The organism is Pseudoxanthomonas winnipegensis (genome assembly GCF_004283755.1).
Taxonomy (GTDB): domain Bacteria; phylum Pseudomonadota; class Gammaproteobacteria; order Xanthomonadales; family Xanthomonadaceae; genus Pseudoxanthomonas_A; species Pseudoxanthomonas_A winnipegensis.
On sequence record NZ_SHMH01000009.1, the window covers coordinates 110,246 to 133,695 of the forward strand.

The 23,450-nt window shown below is 70.7% G+C and carries 20 protein-coding genes and 1 riboswitch; of the genes, 8 read left to right on the forward strand and 12 right to left on the reverse strand.

Annotated elements, in window-relative coordinates; translation table 11 throughout:
• Window positions 1-104 precede the first annotated feature (104 nt).
• The 3 genes from EAT51_RS16955 (at window position 105) to btuB (ending at window position 3,244) form a co-directional block, all read left to right on the forward strand.
• Window positions 105-590: a GAF domain-containing protein gene (locus EAT51_RS16955; protein WP_130516493.1), complete on the forward strand. Its 486-nt coding sequence runs from the start codon at window positions 105-107 to the stop codon at window positions 588-590.
• Entirely contained in the window at window positions 587-961 is a 375-nt protein-coding gene (locus tag EAT51_RS16960) for a TfoX/Sxy family protein (RefSeq protein ID WP_130516491.1), read from the forward strand. The genes EAT51_RS16955 and EAT51_RS16960 overlap by 4 nt, the downstream gene beginning before the upstream one ends.
• Before the next feature lie 25 nt (window positions 962-986).
• Window positions 987-1,219: riboswitch (cobalamin riboswitch) on the forward strand.
• Between the two features lie 147 nt (window positions 1,220-1,366).
• Window positions 1,367-3,244, forward strand: a complete 1,878-nt coding sequence (btuB, locus tag EAT51_RS16965; RefSeq protein WP_130516490.1) for a TonB-dependent vitamin B12 receptor — start codon at window positions 1,367-1,369, stop codon at window positions 3,242-3,244.
• Between the two features lie 54 nt (window positions 3,245-3,298).
• Here btuB and EAT51_RS16970 read toward each other — a convergent pair whose 3' ends face one another.
• The 9 genes from EAT51_RS16970 to dinB form a co-directional block, all read right to left on the reverse strand.
• On the reverse strand, window positions 3,299-3,715 hold the full coding sequence (locus EAT51_RS16970) for a DUF6691 family protein (protein ID WP_130516487.1): 417 nt from the start codon (window positions 3,713-3,715) through the stop codon (window positions 3,299-3,301).
• Window positions 3,712-4,137, reverse strand: coding sequence for a YeeE/YedE family protein (locus EAT51_RS16975; RefSeq protein ID WP_130516485.1), 426 nt, complete (start codon window positions 4,135-4,137; stop codon window positions 3,712-3,714). Before EAT51_RS16975 ends, EAT51_RS16970 begins: the two co-directional genes overlap by 4 nt.
• Window positions 4,134-5,018: an MBL fold metallo-hydrolase gene (locus tag EAT51_RS16980; RefSeq protein ID WP_130516483.1), complete on the reverse strand. Its 885-nt coding sequence runs from the start codon at window positions 5,016-5,018 to the stop codon at window positions 4,134-4,136. Before EAT51_RS16980 ends, EAT51_RS16975 begins: the two co-directional genes overlap by 4 nt.
• 97 nt (window positions 5,019-5,115) lie before the next feature.
• The gene (gph, locus tag EAT51_RS16985; RefSeq protein WP_130516481.1) at window positions 5,116-5,766 is read right to left on the reverse strand and encodes a phosphoglycolate phosphatase; all 651 of its coding nucleotides are present in this window, start codon (window positions 5,764-5,766) and stop codon (window positions 5,116-5,118) included.
• 171 nt (window positions 5,767-5,937) lie between these two features.
• Window positions 5,938-9,120: an efflux RND transporter permease subunit gene (locus EAT51_RS16990; RefSeq protein ID WP_130516479.1), complete on the reverse strand. Its 3,183-nt coding sequence runs from the start codon at window positions 9,118-9,120 to the stop codon at window positions 5,938-5,940.
• A 194-nt stretch (window positions 9,121-9,314) separates the two neighbouring features.
• A complete protein-coding gene (locus EAT51_RS16995; RefSeq protein ID WP_130516477.1) occupies window positions 9,315-10,304 on the reverse strand; it encodes an efflux RND transporter periplasmic adaptor subunit in 990 nt (329 codons plus the stop codon).
• The gene (locus EAT51_RS17000) at window positions 10,301-11,572 is read right to left on the reverse strand and encodes a TolC family protein (RefSeq protein WP_130516476.1); all 1,272 of its coding nucleotides are present in this window, start codon (window positions 11,570-11,572) and stop codon (window positions 10,301-10,303) included. Before EAT51_RS17000 ends, EAT51_RS16995 begins: the two co-directional genes overlap by 4 nt.
• A gap of 71 nt (window positions 11,573-11,643) precedes the next feature.
• On the reverse strand, window positions 11,644-12,021 hold the full coding sequence (locus tag EAT51_RS17005; RefSeq protein ID WP_130516474.1) for a hypothetical protein: 378 nt from the start codon (window positions 12,019-12,021) through the stop codon (window positions 11,644-11,646).
• Window positions 12,022-12,059: 38 nt separating this feature from the next.
• Window positions 12,060-13,160 carry a DNA polymerase IV gene (gene dinB / locus EAT51_RS17010; RefSeq protein WP_130516472.1) on the reverse strand — a complete coding sequence of 367 codons (1,101 nt, stop codon included), beginning with the start codon at window positions 13,158-13,160 and terminating at the stop codon, window positions 12,060-12,062.
• Between the two features lie 311 nt (window positions 13,161-13,471).
• Between dinB and EAT51_RS17015 the strand changes: the two genes are divergently transcribed.
• Complete coding sequence (locus EAT51_RS17015) at window positions 13,472-13,774, forward strand: hypothetical protein (protein WP_130516470.1); 303 nt, start codon at window positions 13,472-13,474, stop codon at window positions 13,772-13,774.
• Window positions 13,775-14,009: 235 nt separating this feature from the next.
• Here EAT51_RS17015 and EAT51_RS17020 read toward each other — a convergent pair whose 3' ends face one another.
• Together EAT51_RS17020 and EAT51_RS17025 are read right to left on the reverse strand one after the other, a co-directional pair.
• The gene (locus EAT51_RS17020; RefSeq protein WP_130516467.1) at window positions 14,010-16,331 is read right to left on the reverse strand and encodes a S9 family peptidase; all 2,322 of its coding nucleotides are present in this window, start codon (window positions 16,329-16,331) and stop codon (window positions 14,010-14,012) included.
• A gap of 127 nt (window positions 16,332-16,458) precedes the next feature.
• Window positions 16,459-16,836, reverse strand: a complete 378-nt coding sequence (locus tag EAT51_RS17025; RefSeq protein WP_130516465.1) for a response regulator — start codon at window positions 16,834-16,836, stop codon at window positions 16,459-16,461.
• A 228-nt stretch (window positions 16,837-17,064) separates the two neighbouring features.
• On the opposite strand from EAT51_RS17025, the gene EAT51_RS17030 reads away from it, so the two are divergent.
• The 4 genes from EAT51_RS17030 to EAT51_RS17045 are packed head-to-tail and all read left to right on the forward strand — an operon-like array spanning window position 17,065 to window position 22,695.
• Entirely contained in the window at window positions 17,065-20,181 is a 3,117-nt protein-coding gene (locus tag EAT51_RS17030) for a response regulator (protein WP_130516463.1), read from the forward strand.
• Complete coding sequence (locus EAT51_RS17035) at window positions 20,154-21,002, forward strand: CheR family methyltransferase (protein ID WP_205953499.1); 849 nt, start codon at window positions 20,154-20,156, stop codon at window positions 21,000-21,002. The genes EAT51_RS17030 and EAT51_RS17035 overlap by 28 nt, the downstream gene beginning before the upstream one ends.
• Window positions 20,999-21,580 (forward strand): chemotaxis protein CheB, encoded by a 582-nt coding sequence (locus tag EAT51_RS17040; RefSeq protein WP_130516459.1) that lies wholly within the window; start codon window positions 20,999-21,001, stop codon window positions 21,578-21,580. The genes EAT51_RS17035 and EAT51_RS17040 overlap by 4 nt, the downstream gene beginning before the upstream one ends.
• Window positions 21,577-22,695, forward strand: a complete 1,119-nt coding sequence (locus EAT51_RS17045) for a hybrid sensor histidine kinase/response regulator (RefSeq protein WP_130516457.1) — start codon at window positions 21,577-21,579, stop codon at window positions 22,693-22,695. The genes EAT51_RS17040 and EAT51_RS17045 overlap by 4 nt, the downstream gene beginning before the upstream one ends.
• Window positions 22,696-22,707: 12 nt before the next feature.
• Here the strand turns inward: EAT51_RS17045 and trhA are convergent, their stop codons facing one another.
• Window positions 22,708-23,409, reverse strand: a complete 702-nt coding sequence (gene trhA / locus EAT51_RS17050; protein WP_130516455.1) for a PAQR family membrane homeostasis protein TrhA — start codon at window positions 23,407-23,409, stop codon at window positions 22,708-22,710.
• Window positions 23,410-23,450 lie beyond the last annotated feature (41 nt).

Consider the following 23,450-nt stretch of genomic DNA (forward strand, 5'->3'; position numbering starts at 1 on the left):
CTCGATCGCAAGAACCAAACTTTCCGCGCCGCGCGCACCAGGGACATAGCGTTTCCTGCACAACCATGGCCGATCTACGCGCCATGCGTCGTAGAATCCACGACATGTCATTCGCGACCCAGACCCTATCCGGGACCAAGCCCGAGCAATACGCGCAGCTGCTGGAGCAGGCGCGCGGCCTGATGTACGGGGAAACCGACCGCATCGCCAACGCCGCCAACCTCGCCGCGCTGCTCTACCACGCACTGCCCGGCTTCAACTGGGCCGGCTTCTATTTCTTCGATGGCACCGAGCTGGTGGTCGGGCCGTTCCAGGGCCTGCCGGCGTGCGTGCGCATCGCCCTGGACAAGGGCGTGTGCGGCGCGGCGGCCAGCACCCGCCAGACCCAGCGCGTCCACGACGTGGAAGCCTTCCCCGGCCACATCGCCTGCGACGCGGCCTCGCGCTCGGAGCTGGTGGTGCCGCTGGTGAAGGACGGCGCCCTGATCGGCGTGCTGGACATCGACAGCCCCCAGGTGGGCCGCTTCGACGAAGACGACCAGCGCGGCCTGGAAGCCATCGCCGCGGCCTTCGTGGACACCCTGGCGTGAGCACCACGCAGCTGCGCAACATCGGCCCCAAGTCCGCTGCGTGGCTGCGTCAGGTCGGCCTGCGCACCGAGGAGGACCTGCGCGCGGCCGGTCCCGTGGAAGCCTTCATGCGCATCAAGCGCGCCGGCTTCCGCCCCAGCCTCAACCTGCTCTACGCCCTGGAAGGCGCCCTGCTGGGCTGCCACTGGCAGGACGTGCCCGACGCCCGCCGTCAGCAGATGGTCGCCGAGGTCGAGGTCGCCGCCGCCGCACTGCCCGCCCCGCGCGGCCGCCCCGCCGCCGCACCGGTGACCACCACCCGCCACGATGAGGAAGGCGGCGCCGCGCCGGCGTTCGATTTCTTCGATAGCCCCGGCCGCGACAGCGACTGAGCGCCGCGCCAGGCGCCGGATCGCGTACAATCCGCGCCGCTTTCAGGTGACCTGCCGCGCATCCATCGCGTCCAGGTTGAAACGGGAAGCCGGTGAGCCCCGCCACGGGACGAATCCGGCGCTGCCCCCGCAACGGTAAGCGAGCCATGCCAACGCATCGGCCACTGCGTGCCTTTAGCGCACGCGGGAAGGCGCGACGGCGGAAGGAGTGCCTTCCAGCTCGCAAGCCCGGAGACCGGCCTGAGCAGCACGGGTTCGTACCGAACCCACCACCGGTTGCGATGCGGAGGGCGTCGCGCGTGCCGCGCCCACGCCTTGCCGTGCGCGCTGTCCGCCTGTGTTGCCTTCCGTCGCCGCGACTTTCCTGCCTTGCAAGCGCGCGAGGCGCGCGACGGAGTTCCCCACATGAAGACCACCCTGCTGTGCCTGGCCATCGGCCTGAGCCTTTCCGCCACCGCCCTGGCGCGGCCCGCCGACGACGCGACCGATCTGGACCAGATCAGCGTCACCGCCACGCGCACCGAAGTCGCCGTCCAGGACAGCCTGGTTCCCGTGCAGGTCATCTCGCGCGAGGAGATCGAGCGCAGCCAGGCGACCTCGCTGCCCGAGCTGCTGGCCGGCCGCGCCGGCATCAACATCGCCAACCAGGGCGGGCCGGGCAAGCTGACCAGCGTGTTCCTGCGCGGCAGCGAATCGGATCACGTGCTGGTGCTGGTGGACGGCGTGCGCATCGGCTCGGTCACCGCAGGGCTGGCCGCGTTCCAGGACCTGCCGGTGTCGCAGATCGAGCGCATCGAGATCGTGCGCGGCCCGCGCTCGAGCCTGTACGGCTCCGAAGCCATCGGCGGCGTCATCCAGATCTTCACCCGCAGCGGCGGCAAGGGCCTGACCACCTACGCCCAGGCCGGCTTCGGCAGCCATGGCCTGCGCGACCACAGCGCCGGCTTCAGCTATCGCGGCGAACGCGGCTGGCTGTCGGCCAACGGCGGCTACCAGGACACCGACGGCATCAACGCCTGCCGCGGCACCGCCGGCGATGCGGCCCATCCCTTCGGCGCCGGCTGCTACGCCGACGAGCCGGACCGCGACGGCTACCGCAACACCTCCTTCGGCCTGCGCGCCGGGATCGACGTCACCGACACGCTGGCGCTGGAGGGCAACTTCCTCAACGCCGACAGCTACAACGAGTACGACGGCACCCTGTTCGGCGGCAACGAGGCCAAGAGCCTGCAGCGCGTGGCCGGCGGCAAGCTGCGCTGGAACCCGAACGAAGCGTTCCAGCTGACCGTGCAGGCCGGCCGCAACGACGATGAGGCCGACAACTACTTCGCCGATGCCGATACCGGCACGCGCAGCTTCGTCAGCACCTTCGATACCCGCCGCGACACCGCCTCGGCGCAGGGCGACTACCGCTTCGCCGAAGGCCAGACCTTCACCCTGGGCGTGGACTGGTTGAACGACCGCGTCACCAGCACCACGCCTTACGACATCGACGCGCGCGACAACACCGGCGTGTTCGCCGAGTACCAGGGCAGCTTCGGCGCGCACGCGCTGCAGGCCTCGGTGCGCAACGACGACAACGAACAGTTCGGCTCGCACACCACCGGCAGCCTGGGCTATGGCTTCGGCTTCGGCAACGGCTTCAAGTTCACCGCCAACGCGGGCACCGGCTTCAAGGCGCCCAACTTCAACGACCTGTACTACCCGGGCTTCAGCAATCCGAACCTCAAGCCGGAGAAGAGCAAGTCGCTCAATCTGGGCCTGGCACAGTACGGCCAGGGCTGGAACTGGACCTTCAACGCCTACGAGACCCGTATCGAGGACCTGATCGGCTACGACACGGCCTTCAACATCGTCAATGTGGACAAGGCCAGGATCCGCGGCGCCGAGCTGACCGGCTTCGTCACCCTGGCCGGACTGGACATCAACGCCCAGCTCAGCCACGCCGATGCGCGCGACGACGGCGACGGCGCCAACCACGACAAGTGGCTGGCGCGCCGCGCACGCGACACCGCGCGCCTGGACCTGGACTATGCGATCGGCGACTTCCGCCTGGGCCTGACCGGCAACGCCGCCAGCAAGCGCTACGACAACGCGGCCAACACCGAGCGCCTGGCCGGCTACGGCACGATGGACGTGCGCCTGGAATACGCCCTGTCGCGCGACTGGACCCTGCTGGCCAAGGCCGCCAACGTGTTCGACAAGGATTACGAGACCGTCCAGTGGTACAACCAGCCCGGCCGCGAGTACACCGTCAGCGTGCGCTGGCAGGCCAAGCAGTAAGCCTTCGCCCAAGAAGGTTTGCAGAGAAGAGCCGGCGCGTTGCGCCGGCTTTTTTTATGCCCCCGCCAACAGCCGGTGCAGCGCCATGCCCGCCAGCATGGCCGGCACGAACCACAGCGCCTCGCCGATGCCGGCGCCGAGGCCGACCAGCGCGGGGCCGGGGCAGTAGCCGGCCAGGCCCCAGCCGGCGCCGAACAGCGCGGCGCCCAGCAACAGCGGACGATCGATCGCGCGTGCGGCCGGCAGCGAGAACGACGGCGCGCACACCGGTGCCTGACGTCGCCGGATCAGCGGAAACAGCGCGCCGCTGGTCAGCACCGCGCCGCCCAGGACGAACAGCAGACGCGGATCCCAGCGCCCGGCGACATCGAGGAAGCCCAGCACGCGCTGCGGATCGGTCATGCCCGAGACCACCAGGCCGACGCCGAACAGCGCGCCACAGGCCGCCGCGGCCCAGATCTGGCGACTCACGGACCACTCCATACATGCCGCACCAGGAAAGTCACCGCCATCGCCACCGCCATGAACACCGCCACGGCGGCCAGCGAGCGACGCGAATGCAGCGCCAGCCCGCAGACGCCGTGACCACTGGTGCACCCATTGCCCATGCGTGTGCCGACCCCGACCAGCAGGCCGGCCACGACGAGCAGCCACGGCGGAAAGCTGGCGCGCGTGGGCTGTGCGGATGGCAGCGCATGCAGCGCCAGACCCCCCATGCAGATCAGCCCCGCCAGGAAGGCCCGCCGCCAGGCCAGGCCCTCGCCGGGCGCCAGCAGCGCGCGCCCGACGATGCCGCTGACGCCGGCGATGCGCCCGGTCAGCCACAGCAGCGCGCTGGCCGACAGGCCGATCAGCACGCCGCCGGCCAGTGCGCCGCTCCACTCCAGGCTCATTGCACGCCCAGCCGATTGAGCGGCAGGCGCAGATAGGCCACCCCGTCCGCCTCGGCAGGCGGCAGACGACCGCCGCGGATGTTCACCTGCAGGGCCGGCAGCAGCAGGCGCGGCACCGGCAGGACCGCATCGCGCGCGCGGCGGCGGGCGACGAAGTCGGCCTCGCTCGCGCCCTGGCCGACATGCAGGTTGTGGGCACGCTGCGCGGCGACAGTGACCTCGACCTTCGGCGCGGCGCCCTGCGCCGGATAGTCGTGGCACAGGAACAGACGCGTGTCCTCCGGCAACGCCAGCAGGCGCTGGATCGACGCGTACAGCTGCGCCGCATCGCCGCCGGGGAAATCGGTGCGCGCCGTGCCCGAGGCCGGCGCGAACAGCGTGTCGCCGATGAAGGCCGCATCGCCGATCACATAGCTCAGGCTGTCCTCCGTGTGGCCCGGCGTGGCGAGCACGCGCACGGTCAGCGCGCCCACCTGCAGCACGTCGCCATCGTCGAGCAGGCGGTCGAACTGGCGTCCATCGGCCACGAACTCATCGCCCAGGCCGAACAGCGCCTTGAAGCGCGCCTGGATGCCGACGATGCCGCGACCGATGGCGATCCCCGCGCCGAGCGCATCGCGCAGATAGCCGGCCGCGCTGGGATGATCGGCGTGGGCGTGGGTCTCCAGGATCCACAGCACGTCCAGCCCCTGTTCGCGCACCCAGGCCAGCAGCGCGTCCGCGGAGGCGGTGGAGGTGCGCGCGGCGTTGGCGTCGTAATCCAGCAGCGGATCGATCACCACCGCCGCCGGACTGTGCGGATCGCGCACGACATAGGTGAGCGTGCCGGTGGCCGGATCGTGGAAGGGCTGGACCTGTGGCAAGGAAGGGGATGACGACATCGGGAACTCCATGCTGCAGCGTGTTTCGGATCACCCCGAATTGGAAACATCGGGTTTAAAAGGTCAAGCCAGGCCCTGTCGACCGCGCCATCGAACCTCAGCGTAGCGCGAGCAGTTCGGGGAAGGTGTCGAGCACCGCGACCGCGCCGGCGGCGTCGAGGTCGTACTGCTTGCGATAACCGTAGCGCAGCAGCACCAGCGGCACGCCCGCGTTGTGCGCGGCCAGCGCATCGCTTTCCGAATCGCCCACCATCAGGCTCTTGCCGGGCTCCACGCCGAACTGCGTGGCCAGGTGCCGCAGCGGCTCGGGCGCCGGCTTGCGCTGGGGCAGCGTGTCGCCGCCGACGATGCCGTCGAACAGGCCCAGCACGCCGCGCGCCTCCAGCAGCGGGCGCACGAACTGCTCGGGCTTGTTGGTGCACACCGCCAGCCGCACGCCCTGCCCATGCAGCGCCGCCAGCGTGTCGGCCACGCCCGGATACAGCTGGCCATCCAGCGCGGTATCGCCGTAGTGCTTGAGGAAGCCGGGCATCACCGCGTCGATGTCGGCATCGCTGCCGGCCGCGCGCATGGCGTAGGTGATCAGCTGGCGCGAGCCCTCGCCGATCCAGTTGGTGATCTGCGCCAGGTCGAAGGTCCGCAGCTTCCAGTCGGTCAGCGTGCGGTTGACCGCCTCGGCGATGTCCGGCGCGCTGTCCACCAGCGTGCCGTCCAGGTCGAAGATCACCAGCGGGTAGGGAAAGGACACGGTGCGCTCCACGCGACGAAGGGGAGCGGCATGTTAGCCGCCGACGCGTAGCGCGGCGTTCAAGCCGGGCGCGGCGTCGGCACTACCAGGCCCCGGCAACCGCCCGCCGCCGCCTGCGGGCGGCGACGGCAGCCTTGGGCCACGCGTCCGGACAAGCCCGAACGCCGCGCGTTATCCCGCCTCGCGCCGATGCGCCCAGCGATACAGCAGCGGCAGCACCAGCAGGGTCAGCAGCGTCGAGGACACGATGCCGCCGATCACCACCGTGGCCAGCGGCCGCTGCACCTCGCTGCCGGCGCCGGTGTTAAACGCCATCGGCACGAAGCCCAGGCAGGCCACCAGCGCCGTCATCAGCACCGGGCGCAGGCGGCCGAGCGCGCCCTCGCGCACGGCCTGGGCCAGCGCCACGCCGCGCCCGCGCAGATCGCGTACGAAGCTCACCAGCACCAGTCCGTTGAGCACGGCCACGCCGGACAGCGCGATGAAGCCGATGCCCGCCGAGATCGACAGCGGCAGCCCGCGCATTGCCAGCGCCAGCACGCCGCCGGTAAGCGCCAGCGGCACCCCGGTGAACACCACCGCCGCGTCGCGCGCATTGCCGAAGGCCCAGAACAGCAGCGCGAAGATCAGTGCCAGCGTCGCCGGCACCACGATCGCCAACCGTCGGCTGGCCGATGCCAGCTGCTCGAAGCTGCCGCCGTAGCTGATCCAGTAACCGGTCGGCAGCTCGACCCGCGCATCGACCGCCTCGCGCAGGCGCTGCACGAAGCTGCCCAGGTCGCCCTGGCGCACGTTGGCGGTGACGACGATGCGGCGCTTGCCGTCCTGGCGGTTGATCTGACTGGGGCCTTCGCTGATCTCCAGGCGCGCCAGCTCGCGCAGCGGCACCGTGCGCGGCGCGGCGCCCGTGCGTGGCGTGTTCCAGCCACCGACGCGGCCGGCCTCGTCGGCGTCATCGCCGGCCAGCGCCGGTGCCAGCGAGATCGGCAGGTCGGCCAGCGCGGCCGGGTCGCCGCGCAGCGCCTCGGGCAGGCGCACGACGATGTCGAAGCGGCGATCGCCCTCGAACAGCTGGCCGGCCACTTCGCCGCCGATCGCCGTGGCCACCGTGTCCTGCACGTCGCCGGCGTTGAGCCCGTAGCCGGCCAGCGCGGCGCGATCGGGCAGCACGGACAGCAGCGGCAGGCCTTCGGCCTCCTCCAGGCGCACGTCGGCTGCGCCCGGCACGCCGCGCGCCACGGCCTCGATGCGCGCGCCGACCTGGCGCAGCATGTCCAGATCGTCGCCGTACAGCGCGACGGCCACGTCGGCGCGCACGCCGGAAAGCAGCTCGTTCATGCGCATCTGGATCGGCTGGGTGAACTCGTAGTTGTTGCCCGGCAGCGCCTGCACCGCGGCTTGGATCTGGCCGATCAACGCGTCCTTGGACTTGCGCGGATCGGGCCACTGCGCGCGGTCCTTGAGCATGATGAAGGTATCGGCCACCGAGGGCGGCATCGGGTCGGAGGCGACCTCCGGCGTGCCAATCCTGGAGAACACGCGCGCCACCTCGGGGAAGGCCAGCACCCGCCTCTCCACCCGCTGCTGCATGTCCACCGACTGGCTCAGGGAGGTGCCGGGAATGCGCATGGCGTGCATGGCGATATCGCCTTCGTCCAGCTGCGGCACGAACTCGCTGCCCAGCCGCGTGGCCAGCGCACCGCACAGCGCCACCAGCGCGAGCGCGGCGAAGGCGACCACGCGCGCATGGCGCAGGCTGGCGTCCAGCAGCGGCACGTAGCCTCGCCGCAGCCAGCCCATGACCCGGTTCTCGCCGGTGCGCACGCGTCCCCCCAGCCACAGCGCGATGGCGGCCGGCACGAAGGTGAGCGAGAGCAGCATCGCCCCGCTCAGCGCCAGCACCACGGTGATGGCCATGGGGTGGAACATTTTTCCCTCCACGCCGGTGAGCGCGAAGATCGGCAGATAGACCGCGGTGATGATGCCCAGGCCGAACAGGCTGGGCCGGATCACCTCGGCGCTGGCGCGCGCGGTTTCCTCGAAGCGCTCCTCGTCGGTGAGCACGCGGCCCAGTTCGCGTTGGCGCAGGCCGAAGCGGTGCAGGCAGTGCTCGATGATGATCACCGCGCCATCGACGATCAGGCCGAAGTCCAGCGCGCCCAGGCTCATCAGGTTGGCCGACACGCCGCCGCGGGCCATGCCGGTCAGGGTGAACAGCATCGCCAGCGGGATCACCGCGGCGGTGATCAGCGCCGCGCGCAGATTGCCCAGCAGCGCGAACAGCACCACGATCACCAGCAGCGCGCCCTCCACCAGGTTCCTGGCGACCGTGGCGATGGTGCGCTCGACCAGCGCGGTGCGGTCGTAGGTGGGCGTGGCGGTGACGCCGGGCGGCAGGCTGCGCTGGGCGACCTCGAGCTGCTCCGCCGCCGCGCGCGCAACGCTGCGGCTGTTGGCGCCGACCAGCATCATCACCGTGCCCAGCACCACCTCGTGCCCGTCCTGGGTCGCGGCGCCGCTGCGCAGCTCCGGCCCCTCGGCGACCCGGGCGACATCGTGGACGTGGATCGGCACGCCCTCGCGCCGCGCCAGCACGATGTCGCCCAGTTGGTCGATGCCCTCGACCTGGCCGGGGATGCGCACCAGCAGCTGCTGGCCGTTGCGCTCGATGTAGCCGGCGCCGACATTGCGGTTGTTGACGCGCAGCGCCTGCACGACGTCTTCCAGCGTCAGACCGAGCGCGCGCAGCTGCGCCGGATCGGGCGTGACGTGGATCTGCCGCGCGTGGCCACCGATGGTGTTGACCTCGGTCACGCCGGGCACGGTCCGCAGCTGCGGGCGGATCACCCAGTCCTGCAGCGTGCGCAGATCGGTGGCGGTGTAGCGGCTGCCATCGGGCTTGCGCGCCTCGGGCGCGGCGTCGACGGTGTAGGCGAAGATCTCGCCCAGGCCGGTGGCGATGGGCCCCAGCTGCGGGTCCAGGCCCTCGGGCAGCTGCGCGCGCACCTGCTGCAGGCGTTCGGCCACCTGCTGGCGGGCGAAGTACAGGTCGGTGCCATCGACGAAGGACACGGTCACCTGCGAAAGCCCATAGCGCGACAGCGAGCGCGTGCGCTCCAGGCCGGGCAGGCCGGCCATGGCCGTCTCCACCGGGAAGGTGATGCGCTGCTCGGCCTCCTGCGGTGCGTAGCCGGGCGCGGCGGTGTTGATCTGCACCTGGACGTTGGTGATGTCCGGCGTGGCGTCGATGGGAAGCTTTGTGAAGCTCCAGGCGCCGACGGCGATGAGCACGCCGGTCAGCGCCAGGACCAACCAGCGGTGGGCGATGCTGAGGCGCAGGATGGACTCAAGCATGGGGGCGTCCTCCTGGGACCGTGCCGGACGTGCCTCGTGCGACTGACGCCATCGCCTGCATCGGCGTCATCTGCGCGCACGCGGGACGCCCGTGATGTGGCGATGTCGTCCCGTCGAGCGCGAAGGCGCTGGATTTCCACGTGCGCGGCAACGAAGGGGACGGCCGAGCGTTAGGCGCGGCGTGGACGGCAGCCTCAATGCGCATGGCCGGCCCCCGCCTTGCCGAGATCGGCCTTGACCACATAGCTCTGCTCGACCACGACCTGCTCGCCCGGCTTCAGCCCGGAGAGCACGGCCGCCTGGGTCGCGTCGCGCTGGCCCAGTTCGACCGCGCGGGCGACGTAGCGGTCCTGGCCCTCGCGCACGAACACCACCTGCCGCCCCTCCAGCGTCTGCAGCGCGTCCAGCGGCACCACCAGCGCCGCCGACGTGGTGGCCACCACGATGCGCGCCTTCACCGCCGCGCCCGGGCGCCACAGGCCGTCGTCGTTGCGCAGCAGCGCGCGCGCCACGGTGCTCTGGCTGGCCGTGGCCGTGCCGGGCAGCACGCGTTCGAGCGTGGTGCGGGTGCTGACGCCATCGGTCATCCGGGTCACGGTGACCGGTACGCCGGCGGTGATGTGCTGGGTATCGCTGCCGAAGACATGCAGGTCCACCCACAGCGTGGACAGGTCGGCGATCTCGAACAGCGCGGCGCCCTCGCCCACCACCCCGCCCAGCTGCGCGCTGCGTGCGGTGATCACGCCACCGATCGGCGCGCTGACGGTGTAGGGGGTCAGGCTGAGATTGCTTTCGATGCTGGCCAGCGCCTGGCCGGCGCGCACGCGATCGCCGACGTTGGCGCGCAGGCTGCGCACCGGGCCGGGGAAGCGCGCGGTGGCCTGGGCGATGTTGCCATCGACCGGCGTCAGCACGCCCTGCACCTCGTGCGCGTCGGCGATGGTGCCCGGCCCGGCCGGGGCGACGCGGATGCCGGCCTCGCGCGCGATGTCCGCGGGGATCACCGTGCTGTCGGCCTCGGCGTCCTCCTGCGCACCTTGCGGCGTATCGGCGTGTTCGTCGCGGGTGGCGGTTTGCGCGTGATCGTCCGTCGCGACGGCCTGCGTCGCGTCCTTGCCGCAGGCGGCAAGCAGCAGCGTGCCGAACAGCAGCAGGCAGCGCGGGAGGCGGGAATACGTGTTCATGGGCTGATCTCCTGCGCAGCGTGGGGCGCCACCACCGGTTGCCCGGTCAGGCGCTGCAGTTCGATGAGGGCGGTCTGGGCTTGCGCTGCGGCGTCGAGCTGGCGCCGCAGCGCCTCCACGCGCTGGGCCTGCAGCTGCGCCCATTCCAGGTAGCTGATGGCGCCGGCGCGCCAGGCGCGTTCGGCGGCGCGTTCGGCCTGCTGCAGGCGCGGCAGCACGTCGCGCGCCAGGCGCTGTGTCTCCAGTTGCGCGGTTAGGTAGCGACCGTGCGCCTCGGCCAGCGTCGCATGTAGCTGCAGCAGCACCGCGTCGCGCTGCAGCGTGCTGACCGCGAGCTCGGCCTGGGCCGCGCGGATCTCCGGCTCGGCGCGGCGCGCGCCGCCCAGCGGCAGGCTGAAGCCCGCCACCAGCGCGGTGTCGCCCGCGTCCTGCAGGCGACGCACGCCCAGCTGCCATTGGACATCGGCGCTGCGCGCACTGGTGGCCAGGCGCAGCTGCGCTTCGTTCACGCGCGCCTGGCCGGCGACGATGGCCAGCTCCGGCGTGCGTTCGAGCAGGCGGCTCAGGGCGTCGAAGGACTCGAGCTGCGGCAAGGCTTGCAGATCGCCGCTGACCGCGTCGAAGTCGGCCTCGCGCTGGCCCCATAGCGTGGCCAGCTGGCGGCGTGCGGCCTGGCCGGCGGCCAGCGCGCGGTCGCGGTCCAGTTCGGCCTGGGCCAGCTGCGCCTGTGCGGTCAGCAGCACCGACTCGGGTGAGGCGCCGGCCTGCAGCCGCGCCTGCGCCGCCTGCACGGCGCGCCGGCGCTGGTCGATGTCCAGCTGCGCGATGGCCAGCGCGCGCTGGGCCAGGGCGATGGCCTGGTAGCGCTGGGCGACCTGGGCCAGCACGTCCAGGCGGGCGGCCTCGCGCCGCGGCGCCAGCGCGTCCAGGTTGGCCTGGGCCAGCGCGCGGCGCGCGTCGAGTTTGCCGCCGCGTTCGAGCACGCCGGACAGCGAGACGGTCAGCTCGGCGCTGTCGAAGGCGCGGGTCTGGCCGCTGCCCAGCGCGTTCTCCAGTTCCACGCCGAAGCTCGTCGCCGGCGCCAGCGCGGCGGCGTCACGGCGCGCCTCCAGTACGGGCCGCTCGCCGTCGATCAGGCGCAGCTGGGGATGGGTGTCGGACACGCGCCGCAGCGCCTCGTCCAGGCTCAGGGGAACCGGCGGCCGGTCCTGCGCCAACGCGCAGGGCACGGCCGCGAAGGCGGCCAATGCCGCCAGTCGCAACCACATGGGGAATCTCCGAAAGGGCGATGACGAATCCCCGCGGCGCAGCCTTCACGGGCGCCGCGGGCGAGGGATCGTCAGGCCGCGATCGGCGGACGCAGCGCCAGGCTCGGGGTGTGGGAACGCGCGGGCAGGTCCGCACGCGCCTGCGGGGCCGCACGCACCGCCGCCATCGGCAGCAGCGCGAACTGGGAGGGGATGGCGGTCAGGTGGCCGCAGCAGTGGGCCGCATGCATCAGCGCATGCAGCAGATCGCCCGCATCGTCGGCATCGTCCGCATCGGCGGCCAGCGCGTGCTCGTCGGCCTGATGCAGGTGCGCGGCGCTGCCGCGCGTGGCCTCATGCAGATCGCCCACCGCCGCCAGCACCGGATTGGCCAGCACCGCCAGCAGCAGCACGGCCAGCGCCGGCAGGCGCAGCCAGGACAGGCAGCGAGGGACGATGCGCAACGACATGGGCGCCGATGCTAGTGCGCGCGCCGCGCGTTAAACAATCACATGGCCGGTTTGTCATCGCCCGCAGGCGGCAGATCGTGGTCGAACAGCGCGCCCTGCACCACCACCTCCTCGCGCTCGCGGAATCCCGACAGGCCCACGCCGACCAGGCGATAGCGCGTGTCGGCGGGCAGGTCCACGCGTTCGCGCAGGGCCAGCGCGATGCGGGTGAAGGCTTCCAGCGAGGCCGGCGGCGCCTCGGGCGTGAAACTGCGGGTGAGGATGCGGAACTGCGCGGTCTTCAGCTTGAGCACCACGGTATGGCCGATGCGCGGGGTTTTGCGCGTGGCCGCCCACGCCTTGGCCGCCATGCGCACGATCGGTTCGTCCAACTCCTCCAGCGGCACGTCCACGGCGAAGGTGTCCTCGGCCGAGATCGACTGCACCGGCTGGTCCGGCTCCACCGGGCGCTCGTCGATGCCGCGCGCGCGCCGGTGCAGGGCCGCGCCGAAGCGACCGAAGCGCAGGGTGAGTTCCTCCAGCGAGCACGCGCGCAGCTCGCCGACCGTGGCGATGCCCAGCTCGGCCAGCTTCTGTTCGGCGACCTTGCCCACGCCGGGGATGCGCCCGACCGGCAGCGGCGTCAGGAACGCCTCGACCTGCGCCGGCTTGATCACGTACTGGCCGTTGGGCTTGTTCCAGTCCGAGGCGATCTTGGCCAGGAACTTGTTGGGCGCGATGCCCGCCGAGGCGGTCAGTTGCGTGGTCTCGAAGATCTGCGCGCGGATCGCCTGCGCTGTGGCCGTGGCGCTGGGCGAGGCGATCTTGGGGTCGGTCACGTCCAGGTAGGCCTCGTCCAGCGACAGCGGCTCGACCAGGTCGGTATGGGCCAGGAAGATCTCGCGCACCTGCCGCGAGACGGCCTTGTAGCGGGTGAAGTCGGGCGGCACGAAGACCGCATCCGGGCACAGTCGCTCGGCGCGCACCGCCGGCATGGCCGAGCGCACGCCGAACACGCGCGCCTCGTAGCTGGCCGCGCACACCACCGAGCGCGCGCCGCGCCAGGCCACCACCACGGGCTTGCCGCGCAGAGACGGGTCGTCGCGCTGTTCGACCGATGCGTAGAAGGCATCCATGTCGATGTGGAGGATCTTGCGCATGGGACGCGCAGTATCGCGCGCGGCCGGTGGGGCAGGCCACCGGAAACGTTGACATGACGCAGCGCTTGATCTGTCTGGCTGTCGTCGGGCGGGACGATGTGCGGGCGGGATCGGATGTTGCGTCGCGATCAATCGTTCGCTCGCACGGGAGTCGCGATTTACATTGCGGACGTCCGGAACTGTTCGCTCATGGTGGCCAAGTCGGGTGAGCATTCGTATCGCGACGAGACCGTGATGACGGTTGCGCCAGCGGCAGCTCGGCAGTGCTAGAACTGCAACGGGAATGATTCCCACCAAAAGGAGATTGACGGATGAAAGCAATCATCGTTGGAGCCGCGCTGGCGGTTGGCACCGCCCTCTCACTCACCCCCGGAAAGGCGGAGGCGTCGTGTGTCGCCGTGTGCAACATGGCGTACAGGCAGTGCCTGTCCAGTGGCAATCCCGAAGATCAGTGCGAGACCAAGCTGGAGATGTGCATGGAGCGATGTGAAGGGCAGCCGAGTACCGCCGAAGCGCAGCGCACCCGCCTGCATGTCAAGGATCAGAACGGACAGGAGATCCTGATCGGGCAAACCCGGCCTGTGAGCCTGCTTCCGCTCGAGTCGAAGACCTGATCCATTCGACGAAAAAGATGAAGAGAAGCGCCGGTTTTGCACCGGCGTTTCTTTTGGGGCCTGTCTCTCGCCGTGACTTACGGTGGAATCTCAAGGCACCAACAGAAGCGAAGCGCGACGTCCCTGGATCCCGCTTTCGCGGGAATGCAGATCTGAAAAAGAGAAGGGCCGGATCCTTCGCGGGACCCGGCCTCTCTCGAACACGATCGGCAGCGCGAAGATCGACCGCGCGCGATCAATCCTTCGGCATCTGCAGGTCGTACTGCGCCGGCGGCGTGCCGCCAGCCAGGTAGCGCACGAAGTAATCCCAGCGCCGGCGCGCGACATAGGCCGTCATCGCCCCATAGCCGTGACGGGCGTTGGGGATCATCAGCATGTCGAAGTCCTTGTTGGCCTTCATCAGCGCGTCGGCCACCAGCAGGGTCAGGTACGGCGGCACGTTGTCGTCCAGCGTGCCGTGCACCAGCATCAGATGGCCCTTGAGGTTGCCGGCCAGCGACTGGTTGGCCTGGGCGTCGTAGTTGCTCTTGCCGTCCTTGCCGACGATCAGCTCGCCCTGGTAGCGCTCGGCCCAGTCGTCCTCGTAGCCGCGGTTGTCGTGGTTGCCGCTCTCCGACCAGGCCACCTTGAACAGGTCCGGGTAGCGCAGGATCGCCGCGGTGGAGGCGTTGCCGCCGCCCGAATGGCCCCAGATGCCGGCGCGCGACAGGTCGATCCACGGATAGCGCGCGGCCAGTTCCTTCATGCCGGCCACCTGGTCGGGCAGCGTGTTGTCGGCCATGTCGGCGTACCAGGTGTCGTGGAAGGACTTGGAGCGCCACGGCGTGCCCATGCCGTCGATGGCCACCACGATGAAGCCCAGTTCGGCCAGCGACTGGTTGTCGCCGTGCGCGGCCAGGAAGCTGCGCCCGCGCACCGAGCCGGTCTGCGGACCGGGATAGATGTAGTTGACGATCGGGTACTTCTTGGACGGATCGAAGTTGGACGGCTTGAACAGGATCCCGTACAGGTCGGTCTTGCCGTCGCGCGCCTTGACCGTGAACGGCTCCGGCGGCACCCAGCCGGCGGCCTTCAGGCGGGTGATGTCGGCCTTGGCGATCTGGGCCACGTCCTTGCCGTCGGCCGCGCTGCGCAGCACGGTCACCGGCGGCACGGTGGTGGTCGAGTACGCATCGACGAACAGCTTGCCGTCGGGCGACAGCGCCACGGTATGGTCGGACGCCTCGGGCGTGAGCAGGGTCGGCTCGCCGCCGTCCAGGCTGACCTTCCAGAACTGCTGGTAATACGGATTCAGGCCGGCGGTGCGGCCGACGCCGCGGAACCACACCGTGCGCGTGGCCGGATCGACCTTGAGCATCTCGGTGACGTTGCCCTCACCGGTGGTGATGGCGTGCTTGAGCTTGCCGGTGGTCAGGTCGTACAGATACAGCTGGCCCCAGTCGGAGCGCTCGGAGAACCACACCGCCTCGTTGCTGGCCGGCAGATAGGCCCAGTTGGCCGTGCCGTTGCCGCTCTCGTACTGGGTCTTGACGTGTTCGGAGAACACGGTGCGCACCGCACCGGTGGCCGCGTCGGCGATGCGGAACCAGGCGTCCTTGTGGAAGCGCGAGGTCGACACGAAGGCCACGGTCTTGCTGTCCGGCGCCCACTTCACATCGTCCCAGCCGCCGTCCGGGCCGCAGCTGATGTCGTCGCACAGCGTGGAGCGGTGCTGGTCCGGCTCCATCTTCAGGCGCGTGACCTGGCGGGTGGGCACATCGATGATCACCCGCTCGATCATGGTCACGTGCTTGTCGCCGGGCAGCGGGTACTTCCACGCCTCCAGCTTGGGCGCGCCGACCTTGGTGCTGACCAGGTACATGTCGCTGGTCTTGCGCTGATCCTGCTGGAAGGTGGCGATCTTGCGCGAATCCGGCGACCACTCGACGATGGCGCTGTCGGTGTGCTTCCAGCCGGCGTTGTCGGTGGCGTAGCCGTAGTCCTTGACGCCATCGGTGGTCAGCTGGGTCTCCTTGCCGGTGGCCAGGTCGCGCACCCACAGGTTCCAGTCGCGGATGAAGGCCTCGGACTTCTTGTCCGGCGACAGGGCGCCGGGCTCGGCGTCCTGCTTGGCGTAGACCTTGGCGCACTTGGCGCTGGCGTCGCAGACCACCTCGGTGCCGCGCATGGCGAAGCGGTAGCGGCCGTCGGCGGTCAGGGCGATGCCGCGGATGCCCAGCTTGTCGGCCTTGATCGGCTTGTCCTTGGTCTCCAGCAGCGTGTTGAGCGAGGCAGCCAGCGCCTTGGCGTCGAACAGCGGCGCGGTGGTCCCGGTGGCCGTGTCGGTCTGCAGCAGGCGGTCGCCGCTGGCGTCGTGGTCGGTGTAGACGAAGTGCGTGTCGTCCAGCCAGGTCACGCGGGTGACGGCGTGGTCGACCAGCGGCTGGGCGAACATCAGCGTGCCGGCGCGGGCGTAGTCGGCGGCCGACACGGTCGGCGTCTGCGCCCAGGCGCCGGCCGCGCACGCGGCCAGGGCCAAGGCACCGAGCAGGCGCGGGGCGGTGGATTTCAGGAGCATGCGGATCCCCAGGCAATCAGGTGAAGCGCGCCGGGCACCAGCCCGGCCACGCACGGACCGGTGATCCTACCGTCCCGGCGGTCCGCCCTCCCCTGCCGAAGGTCCTACGCCCGGCGCGGGCGCCGGCTCAGGCGGCCTGGATGCTGGGCGCTTCGCCGCGGATCAGGCGCGCGGCCTGCTGCAGGCTGTAGGGCTTCTGGATGAACTGCACGCCCGGCGGCAGCTCGGGCAGCTGGTGGCGGGCATGGCCGGAGGCCAGCACGATGCGCACCTGCGGCCAGCGCTGGGCCACGCGCATGCTCAGCTCGGCGCCGCTCATCTGGCCGGGCATGTAGACGTCGGTGAACAACACGTCGACCTGCGGCCCTTCGGCCAGCAGCTCCAGCGCCGCGGCGGCGTCGGCCAGCGTGACCACCTCCATGCCCATCTGCACGAACACGTCGGACATCAGCTCGCGCAGGTCGGCCTGATCTTCGACAAAGAGAATGCGCAGCGGCTTGGACATGGGAATAACACCGGGAAGAGAGCGAGAGAAGCGGGACGGCACGACCCGGCAGGATGACACAGCGTCGCCCGCCGGAACGCGCAGCGAGGCGAGGAGGCGGACACAGGCATTCTTCGAAGTCGCCATGTGAAGGCCGCGTGGAGACCGCGCGGCGGCGCAGGCGCTGCACGTGATCTGCGCGTGATCTCGGCTACCATCGGGGGTCTTTTTTCCAGCCGTACGCGCACCATGCAAATCTCCAATACCTCGCGGGACGCCTGGATCTGGGCCGCCGCGGCCGGCCTGCTGATCCTCACCCTGGGCCTGGAGCTGGTGACGCCGCTGGGCTATGCGGTCTGGCTGGTCCATTTCTTCGCCGTGGCGATCACCAACTTCCAGTCGCGCCCGCGCGTGCCGCTGCTGGTGGCGGTGCTGGCCTGCGTGCTGGTGGCGATCGGGTTCCAGGTGGCCCCGGCCAGCACCAACTCCTCGTTCTCGGCGGTCAATCGCACCTTCGGCGGCCTGTGCTTCCTGGGCATGGGCATGATCACCATGCAGGGCATCCGCGCGCGCATGTCCGCCCAGCGTGCGCTGTGGCTGCAGGAGCGTCAGACCGCGGTGGCCGCGGCCGTGCAGGGCGACCTGTCGCCGCAGGAGCTGGCCCAGCACGCGCTGGGCGCGCTATGCCAGGCCACCGGTGCGCACGTCGGCGCGCTGTACCGCCTGCTCGGCGAGCGCCTGGTGCTGAGCGGCGGCATCGCGCTGCCGGCCGGCATGGCCAGCGAGATTCCCGCCAGCGAGGGCCAGCTGGGCGAAGCGGTGCGCCTGAAGCAGGTCCGCCAGCTGCGCGCCGTCGATGCTTCGCACGTGCAGATCCAGACCGGCCTGGGCCGCAGCGCGCCGGGCGAGCTGATGCTGGCGCCGGTCACCGCCGATGGCCGCGTGGTCGGCGCGATCGAACTGGGCCGCAGCGGCGTGGCCCACAGCGACGGCCGCGCCCTGGCCCTGCTGGAGCGCTGCATGGACATCATCGGCGTGGCCCTGCGCACCGCGCAGCTGCGCGCCGATCTGGTCGAGCTGCTGGAGCAGACCCAGCGCCAGAGCGAGGAGCTGCAGGCCCAGCAGGAAGAGCTGCGCGTGGCCAACGAGGAGCTGGAGGAGCAGAGCCGCAGTCTGCAGCAGTCCCAGGCCAACCTGGAGCAGCAGCAGGCCGAGCTGGAACAGATCAACGTGCACTTGGAAGAGCGCACCCACGAGCTGGAGGAGCAGCGCCGCTCGCTGCTGGCCGCGCAGGACGAGCTGGTGCGCAGCGGCAAGGAGCTGGAGGCCGCCTCGCAGTACAAGTCCGAGTTCCTGGCCAACATGTCCCACGAGCTGCGCACCCCGCTGAACAGCTCGCTGATCCTGGCCAAGCTGCTGGCCGACAACCGCGAGGGCACGCTCAGCGCCGAGCAGATCAAGTACGCCCAGGCCATCCACTCGTCCAACAACGACCTGCTGGCGCTGATCAACGACATCCTGGACCTGTCCAAGATCGAGGCCGGCCAGGTCGAGCTGTCCGAGGACAACATCGCCGTGGCGCCGCTGCTGGTGCGCCTGCGCGAGACCTTCGAGCCGCTGGCCGCGCAGAAGGCGCTGGGGCTGGACATCCGCGCCGAGCCCGGCGCGCCGGAGCGGCTGACCATCGACGCCCAGCGCCTGCAGCAGGTGCTCAAGAACCTGCTGGCCAACGCGGTCAAGTTCACCGAGCACGGCCACGTCGCCCTGGTCGTGCAGGGGCACGGCGTGGGCCGGGTGCGCTTCGTGGTCAGCGACACCGGCATCGGCATCGCCAAGGCGCAGACCGGGGTGATCTTCGAGGCCTTCCGCCAGGCCGATGGCAGCACCCAGCGCCGCTTCGGCGGCACCGGCCTGGGGCTGTCGATCTCGCGCGATCTGGCCCAGCGCATGGGCGGCACCATCACCGTGGACAGCGAGCCCGGCCGCGGCAGTACCTTCATCTTGGAGCTGCCGGTGGAAGGCGCGCCGCAGACGCCCGACACGCCGGTGACGCCGCGCGCGCCCGAGCCGGCCGTGCGTGCGGCCGCGACGCCCGCGCCCGCCGCCGCGCCGGCGCCCGCCCCTGCCGCGAGCAGCACCCCAGCGCCGGCACCGAGCGCGTTCGACGACCGCGACCGCCGCACCCGCCCGGGCCGCGCGATCCTGGCGGTGGAGGACGACGCCGCCTTCGCCCAGGCGCTGGTCGAGCTGGCCCACGACATGGACTTCGACTGCGTGGTGGCCGGCTCGGCGCAGGAGGCCATCGCCCTGGCGCCGCAGATCCAGCCCAGCGGCGTGCTGCTGGACGTCGGCCTGCCCGACATCTCCGGCCTGAGCGTGCTCGAACAGCTCAAGCGCGACCCGGCCACGCGCCACATCCCGGTGCACGTGATGTCCGCGCAGGAGCGCGCGCAGGTCTCGCTGGAACTGGGCGCGGTGGGCTTCCTGCTCAAGCCGGCCACGCGCGAGCGGCTGGTGGCGGCGATCCGCCAGCTGGAGCAGACCAGCGAGCGCAACATGCGCCGCCTGCTGATCGTCGAGGACGACCGCAACCTGCGCGAGAACCTGCGCCGCCTGCTCGCCCACGAGGGCCTGGACATCACCGCGGTGGGCAGCATCGCCGAGGCGATGGAACAGCTGGCCGCGGTGACCTTCGACTGCATGGTCACCGACCTGGCGCTGCCCGACGGCAGCGGCTACGACCTGCTCGAGCGCATGGGCGAGCGCGAATCCGGGGCGTTCCCGCCGGTGATCGTCTACACCGGCCGCGCGCTGACCCGCGAGGAGGAGCAGCGCCTGCGCCGCTATTCCAAGAGCATCATCATCAAGGGCGCGCGCTCGCCGGAGCGGCTGCTGGACGAGGTGACCCTGTTCCTGCACAGCGTCGAGGCCTCGCTGCCCAGCGACCAGCAGCGCCTGCTGCGCGAGGCGCGCAAGCGCGATGCGGTGCTGGACGGGCGCACGATCCTGCTGGCCGAGGACGACGTGCGCAACATCTTCGCCCTGTCCAGCGTGCTCGAGCCGCTCGGGGTGAAGCTGGAGATCGCGCGCAACGGCCGCGAGGCGGTCGAGCGCCTGGAGCAGGACAAGGAGGTGGACCTGGTGCTGATGGACATCATGATGCCGGAGATGGACGGGCTGACCGCGATGCGGCACATCCGCAAGCAGCGCCGCCACCAGCACCTGCCGATCATCGCCCTGACCGCCAAGGCCATGGCCGATGATCGCGAGCGCTGCCTGGAAGCCGGCGCCAACGACTACATCGCCAAGCCCATCGATGTGGACAAGCTGGTCTCGCTGTGCCGGGTGTGGTGCTCGCGGCAGTGAACGAGGCCGAGCTGTTCGATCTGGAGCTGTCGCTGCTGCTGGAGGCGATCTACCGGCGCTACCACTACGACTTCCGCCAGTACGCCATGTCCTCGCTGCGCCGGCGCGTGCGCCATGCGATGGCGCGGCTGGACTGCGACACGGTGGCGCAGCTGCAGCACCGACTGCTGCACGACCCGGCGCTGTTCGCCCAGTCGCTGCAGTACTTCACCGTGCAGGTCTCGGAGATGTTCCGCGACCCGGCCTACTTCGCCGCGCTGCGCGCGCAGGTGCTGCCGGTGCTGCGCACCTATCCCTCGATCAAGCTGTGGGTGGCCGGCTGCAGCACCGGCGAAGAGGTCTGGTCGCTGGCGATCCTGCTGCGCGAGGAAGGCCTGCTGGAGCGCACGATCCTCTACGCCACCGACATCAACACCGAGGCGCTGGCCCAGGCCGAGGCCGGCATCTTCCCGATCGACCGGCTGGCGCTGTTCAGCCGCAACTATCTGGACGCCGGCGGCAGCGGCTCGCTGGCCGATTACTACACCACCGCCTACAACGGGGCGGTGTTCGACCGCAGCCTGCGCCGCAACGTGGTCTTCGCCGACCATAGCCTGGCCACCGACACGGTGTTCTCCGAAGTGCACCTGGTGTCGTGCCGCAACGTGCTGATCTACTTCAACCGCGCCTTGCAGGACCGCGCGATCGGGCTGTTCCAGGAGGCGCTGGTGCATCGCGGCTTCCTTGGCCTGGGCAGCAAGGAGTCGCTGCAGTTCGGGCCGCATGCCGGCGCGTTCGAGGTGGTCAGCCGCGAGCAGCGCCTGTACCGGAAGGTTGCATGAAGCTGCCCAGCGGCCACGACCTGGATGCCATCGTCATCGGCGCCTCGGCCGGCGGCGTGATGGCGCTGCAGACGCTGCTGGCCAGCCTGCCGGCCACGCTGAGCCAGCCGGTGCTGATCGTGCTGCACCTGCCGCGCGACCGGCCCAGCAAGGTGGCGCAGATCGTCGGCGCGCACTGCGCGCTGGAGGTGGACGAGGCGCAGGACAAGCAGCCGCTGCGCGCCGGCCAGGTGCTGATCGCCCCGCCGGACTATCACCTGCTGGTCGAGGACGCCGGCCATGTGGCGCTGTCGCTGGACGAGCCGGTGCTGTTCTCGCGGCCGGCGATCGACCCGCTGTTCGAGACCGCCGCCGAGGTCTTCGGCCCGCGCCTGCTGGCGATCCTGCTCACCGGCGCCAGCAGCGACGGCAGCGAGGGCGTCGCCGCGGTGCGCCGCGCCGGCGGCACCGCCTGGATCCAGACCCCGGCCGATGCGTCCTCACCGCTGATGCCCGCCTCGGCCCTGGCCCGCGCCGGTGCGGACGCCGTTATTTCCCTGGCAGAACTCTGCCACCACCTCTCGGCCCTTTCTCGATGAATCTCAATCTCACGCCCCAGGACGCGCCGACCGGCGAGCCGATCAACCTGCTGATCGTCGACGACGTCCAGGAGAACCTGATCGCGATGGAGGCGCTGCTGCGCCGCGCCGACCTCAACATCCTGTGCGCCTCCTCCGGCGCGCAGGCGCTGGAGCTGCTGCTGACCCACGAGGTCGCCCTGGCGCTGCTGGACGTGCACATGCCGGAGATGGACGGCTTCGCCCTGGCCGAGCTGATGCGCGGCTCGCAGCGCACCCGGCAGGTGCCGATCATCTTCCTCACCGCCTCGCCCAACGATCCGCTGCGCGCGTTCAAGGGCTACGAGGCCGGCGCGGTGGACTTCCTGCACAAGCCGATCGAGACGCACGTGATCCTGGGCAAGGTGCAGATCTTCGTCGAGCTCTACGAGCAGCGCCGACTGCTGGCGCGCCGCAACGCCGAGCTGGAACGCGCGCTGGAGCTCAACGAGACCATGACCGCCGTGCTCACCCACGACCTGCGCACGCCGCTGTCGGTGGTGCTGCTGTGCGCTGAGAAGCTGGGCGTGGAGCTGCCGCCGGACGCCTCGGCACAGCGCACACTGGGCTTCCTGGAAAGCAGCGGACGGCGTATGGCGCGCATGGTCGAGCAGCTGCTGGACTTCTCGCGCATCCGCACCCGCGGCCTGCGCATGAGCTTCGTCGCACAGGACCTGCAGCCGCTGACCGCTGGCGCGGTGGAGGAGTTCCGCCAGGCCAAGCCCGGCAGCGTGCTGCGCCTGGCCTGCACCGGCGATCTGGTGGCCGACGTCGACGCCGACCGCTACGCCCAGATCCTCTCCAACCTGCTGGGCAATGCGCTCGAGCACGGCGGCGGCGAGCCGGTCGAGGTCAGCCTGGACGGCAGCGAGAACGCGCACGTGCGGCTGATGGTGAGCAATGTCGGCGCGATTTCCGACGAGCTGCTGCCGCGGCTGTTCGAGCCGTTCAAGGGCCGCTTCAGCGCCAGCAGCGGCCTGGGCCTGGGCCTGTACATCGCCGACCAGTTCGTGCGCGCCCACGGCGGCCTGCTCAGCGCGCGCAACGCCGACGGCAAGGTCGTGATGGAAGCCCTGCTCTCGCGCCGCAACCGCTGAAAAACCCCGCCTTCAGGCCGCCGGCAGCGGCCGCAGGCACAGCCAGATCGCCGCCCAGTGCGCCAGCGCACCGCCCAGCACATGGGCGTGCCACAGCGCGCGGTTGTAGACCATCGACTTGCGCACGTAGAAGCCCACGCCGATGGTGTAGATCAGCCCACCGGCGGCGATCAGCCACAGCACCGCCGTCGGCAGCCCGGCCACCATCGGCTTGATCGCGACCATGCCGACCCAGCCCAGCAGCAGATAGATCGCCACCCAGAAGCCTTTGCCCAGCCCGGGCAGGCACAGCTTGGCGAACACCCCGAACAGCGCCACGCCCCAGACCACGCCGATCATCGACCAGCGCCAGGTGCCGGACAGCGCCAGCACCAGCAGCGGCGTGTAGGAGCCGGCGATCATCACGAAGATGCCGGCGTGATCGAGCTTGCGCAGCACCGGCTGCCGCGCGGGCGCGGCGAAGTTGTACGCCGCCGAGCAGGCGAACATCACCAGCAGCCCCAGCGCGTAGACGCAGGTAGCCAGCAGCAGGGCCTCGTTGGCCGCCGCGCGCCAGAGCATGGCCGCGCCGCCGCCGATGGCCAGCGCCAGCCCGGCGACGTGGACGATCAGGTCGGCGCGACGCGCGCCAGCGGTCTGGTAATGCGGTACGGAAGACGAAGACGCGGACACGGGCGGATCGATGCAACGTGGGGATCGACAGGATACGCGCATGCGGATGAGGCAAGCCGCGGGGCGGCGTTTCGCGCGTTGTA

Bases quoted from the DNA above. Each gene is read 5' to 3' on its own strand.
- EAT51_RS16955 (WP_130516493.1), top strand. From the start codon at position 105: ATGTCATTCGCGACCCAGACCCTATCCGGGACCAAGCCCGAGCAATAC.
- btuB (WP_130516490.1), top strand. From the start codon at position 1,367: ATGAAGACCACCCTGCTGTGCCTGGCCATCGGCCTGAGCCTTTCCGCC.
- EAT51_RS16975 (WP_130516485.1), bottom strand. From the start codon at position 4,137: ATGAGCCTGGAGTGGAGCGGCGCACTGGCCGGCGGCGTGCTGATCGGC.
- EAT51_RS16980 (WP_130516483.1), bottom strand. From the start codon at position 5,018: ATGTCGTCATCCCCTTCCTTGCCACAGGTCCAGCCCTTCCACGATCCG.
- EAT51_RS16990 (WP_130516479.1), bottom strand. From the start codon at position 9,120: ATGCTTGAGTCCATCCTGCGCCTCAGCATCGCCCACCGCTGGTTGGTC.
- EAT51_RS16995 (WP_130516477.1), bottom strand. From the start codon at position 10,304: ATGAACACGTATTCCCGCCTCCCGCGCTGCCTGCTGCTGTTCGGCACG.
- EAT51_RS17000 (WP_130516476.1), bottom strand. From the start codon at position 11,572: ATGTGGTTGCGACTGGCGGCATTGGCCGCCTTCGCGGCCGTGCCCTGC.
- EAT51_RS17005 (WP_130516474.1), bottom strand. From the start codon at position 12,021: ATGTCGTTGCGCATCGTCCCTCGCTGCCTGTCCTGGCTGCGCCTGCCG.
- dinB (WP_130516472.1), bottom strand. From the start codon at position 13,160: ATGCGCAAGATCCTCCACATCGACATGGATGCCTTCTACGCATCGGTC.
- EAT51_RS17015 (WP_130516470.1), top strand. From the start codon at position 13,472: ATGAAAGCAATCATCGTTGGAGCCGCGCTGGCGGTTGGCACCGCCCTC.
- EAT51_RS17020 (WP_130516467.1), bottom strand. From the start codon at position 16,331: ATGCTCCTGAAATCCACCGCCCCGCGCCTGCTCGGTGCCTTGGCCCTG.
- EAT51_RS17025 (WP_130516465.1), bottom strand. From the start codon at position 16,836: ATGTCCAAGCCGCTGCGCATTCTCTTTGTCGAAGATCAGGCCGACCTG.
- EAT51_RS17030 (WP_130516463.1), top strand. From the start codon at position 17,065: ATGCAAATCTCCAATACCTCGCGGGACGCCTGGATCTGGGCCGCCGCG.
- EAT51_RS17040 (WP_130516459.1), top strand. From the start codon at position 20,999: ATGAAGCTGCCCAGCGGCCACGACCTGGATGCCATCGTCATCGGCGCC.
- EAT51_RS17045 (WP_130516457.1), top strand. From the start codon at position 21,577: ATGAATCTCAATCTCACGCCCCAGGACGCGCCGACCGGCGAGCCGATC.
- trhA (WP_130516455.1), bottom strand. From the start codon at position 23,409: ATGCGCGTATCCTGTCGATCCCCACGTTGCATCGATCCGCCCGTGTCC.